The sequence below is a fragment of the Streptomyces sp. NPDC017890 genome (genome assembly GCF_044328675.1).
In the GTDB taxonomy this organism is placed as follows: domain Bacteria; phylum Actinomycetota; class Actinomycetes; order Streptomycetales; family Streptomycetaceae; genus Streptomyces.
This window is the reverse complement of record NZ_JBIRHU010000095.1, coordinates 1-3,012: the sequence shown is the minus strand read 5'-3', so window position 1 is coordinate 3,012 and position 3,012 is coordinate 1. Positions and strand designations below refer to the sequence as shown.

Genomic DNA, 3,012 nt, shown 5'->3' with positions numbered 1-3,012 from the left:
TGTCTCGGCGTAGGGGTCGTTGCGGCGCGAATGTCACGGGGTTTCGGCTGGCCAGGATCACATCGGCTGTTTCGGCGAGCTCGGCAGCGATCTGTACTGCGGAGTTCCCGGCTCCGACCACGATGACGTTCTGCCCGGCGTAGGCGGTGGGTTCGCGGTAGTCGGCGGCGTGCACAACAGTCCCGGTGAAGGCATCCAACCCTTTCAGTGCGGGACTGTGTGGAGTTTCGAATCCTCCTGTGGCGGCAATGATTCGAGGTGCGGTGAAGGCGGATCCGCTGTCGGTCCGGACGGTGAACTGGCCGCCGCTGGTGGTGACGGTATCGGCTCGTTCGTTGACGTGAATGTCCACATCGAGGGTCTTTGCGTAGCGGCGGAGGTAGTCGACGACTTCGTCGCGTCCGGGATAGCGGTCACCGTCGCCGCCGAACGGTAGACCGGGGAGGGAGCTGTACTTTGCTGGTGAGAACAAAGTGAGGCTGTCGTAGTACTGCGGCCAGGAGCCGACGGGTTCGCTACCCGCTTCGATGATCGCGGTGTCGAGCCGCTGGCGGCGCAGATGATGGGCTGCGGCCAGGCCGGACTGACCGCCACCGACGACAATCGCGTCGTAGTACGTCATGAGAATTGTCTTTCGGTCAGGAAGTGATCGGAATCGTTGTGGTGGTGCGGAGGGCGGGGATGGTTGCTGCGCTGATCACGGCGCCGACGAGGGCAATCGCTCCGAGGACGAGGTAGGCGTGGGCGTAGCTTCCGGTCCAGGTGGAGAGCACGGTGCCGGCCCACGGAGCCAGGGCCATGACGATGACGATCGGTGCGGACATCAGCCCGTTGAGGCGCCCGTAGTGTTCGCCGCCCCAGCGGTCGGTGATGGCGGTGGCCTGGATCAGGGTGAAGATGCCGCGGACCAGTCCGGCGCCGACGGCGATGCCGATCAACGCCGCCGTAGAGCTCGCCAGACCTAACCACACGGTGCTCAGACCGGCAACGGCGATGACCGATACCGTGCGTACGCGGACACTGGTCTTCGCTGCGAGTGGTAGGTAGAAGATGCGGCCGATGACCTGGCCGGCGCCGCCCAGCCCGAGCGTGAGTGCGGCGAGGCTGGGACTGAAACCGCGTTCGATCAGTAGCGGTACGAGGTTGAAGACGCCGGCGGATGCGGCGAAAGCGGCTGCCGCGAGGGCGACGATCAGAGCAAGGAATGGGAGGCTGCGTGAGGTGCGGTGGTAGTCGCCGGGCTGCGCGTGGGGCAGGCGGATGGGGTCGGGCCACCCGCCACGCAAACCCCAGATGTGTCCGGGGATGGTGATCACAGCCAGTATGGCGGCGAGCACCAGGTAGGTTGTGCGCCAATCGAATCGATCGGCCAGAGCGACAGACAGTGGCGCGAACACCGTGCTGGCCAGACCCGCGGCGAGGGTGAGAATCATCAGTGCTTTGACGTAGTTGTCGCCGTACCAGCGAGTCAGTGCGGCGAATGCCGGTGGATACAGCACCGCGCCCATCGCGATGCCGGCGAACACCCAACCCGCGAAAAACAGGGGGAGGGTGTGAGCTGTCGCGATGACCACCAGTGCGGGTACAGCGAGTACAGATCCTGTGGTCATGACCCAGCGGGGCCCGTGGCGATCGAGGATCCGTCCCACCGGTATGCCGACGGCGGCGGCGGCGAGTTGGCTGACCGAGAACGCCGCCACGATCACAGCGCTCGACCATCCGGTATCGCGGGAAATGGCTACCGACAGAACGGGAAACGCGTAGTACAGAATCCCCCAGCTGGTGATTTCGGTCAGACACAGCGCCACCAGGACCCGCCGCAGCCCCGACGGATCGAGGCTGACGGGGCGAGGCGGATCTTCGATGGTCGTCATCGGCTGTGCCCTATCCGCAGGAGTTGGAACTGCCGGAGGGACTGGACAGCGAGATCAGCTCCGGAGCAGGTGCGGCGCAGCAGCCACCCTCGGATTCCGCGGTATCGGGTTCGTCGAAAACACCAGCGCCGCCGCAGACTCCGGTTTCCGGGAGGATCAACTCCACCCGGGCGGCGGCCTCGTGATCGCCGGCGAGTTCGGCGGCGATGCTGCGTACCTGCTCGTACCCGGTCATCGCCAGGAACGTCGGCGCGCGGCCGTAGCTCTTCATCCCCGCCAGGTACATACCCGGTTCGGGATGGCGAAGTTCTTTCGCGCCGTGCGGATAGACCGTGCCGCAGGAGTGGACGTTCGGGTCGATCAGAGGCGCCAACTGTGTCGGGGCCTGCAGCACGGGGTCGAGGCCGAGTCGGATTTCCGACAGCCACGACAAGTCGGGGCGGAATCCGGTCAAGGTGACGACGTTGTCGACGTTCTCGATCCGGGTGCCGGCATCGGAGACCAGTGCGAGCTGACCATTGTCGGCGGATTCGACGGCGGCGGTGCGGAAACCGGTGACCACGGTGAGAAGTCCGTCGTCGACAGCCTTCTTCGCGCGGAGTCCGAGTGCGCCGCGAGCGGGCAGCTCGTCCGACTCACCGCCGCCGAACGCGGAACCGATAGCCCCGCGGCGAACAGCCCACGTGATGCGCGTACCGGGGGCTTGCTTTTCGAGTCCGGCTAGCGCGACGATGGCAGTCAGTGCGGAATGGCCGCTGCCTGCGATGACGGTGTGTTTCCCGGCGAACTGGGCACGGATCGCCTCGTCGTCGAGGTCGGGCACACGGTAGGTGATCGCGGCAGCGGCAGCCCTCTCGCCGAGGGCGGGCAGTCCTTCCCCGCCGAGCGGGTTCGGGGTGCCCCAGGTGCCGGAAGCATCGACGACGGCCTGGGCGAAGACGCGGTCCTCGCTGCCGCCTGGGCGGCGCAGGTGGATGGAGAGAGGTTCGGTATCGCGGCCGGCGTCGACGACCAGGTCGCGGCCACGTCGGGCGACGCCGATCACCTCGGTGTCGAACTGCACCGCATCACCGAGGGCGGCGGCGAGGGGTTCGAGGTAGAGCTGACGCCACTGCTGTCCGGTCGGGTACGCATCTAC

At 66.5% G+C, this 3,012-nt stretch carries 3 protein-coding genes; all 3 read right to left on the bottom strand.

What is annotated here, in order from left to right:
- Positions 1 to 622 (bottom strand): flavin-containing monooxygenase (locus ACH4F2_RS35495; RefSeq protein WP_398136766.1); only part of this gene is annotated, 622 nt, incomplete at its 3' end.
- Between the two features lie 16 nt (positions 623 to 638).
- The gene (locus tag ACH4F2_RS35490; RefSeq protein ID WP_298782394.1) at positions 639 to 1,874 is read right to left on the bottom strand and encodes an MFS transporter; all 1,236 of its coding nucleotides are present in this window, start codon (positions 1,872 to 1,874) and stop codon (positions 639 to 641) included.
- 10 nt (positions 1,875 to 1,884) lie between these two features.
- Positions 1,885 to 3,012 (bottom strand): flavoprotein (locus ACH4F2_RS35485; protein WP_398136765.1); only part of this gene is annotated, 1,128 nt, incomplete at its 5' end.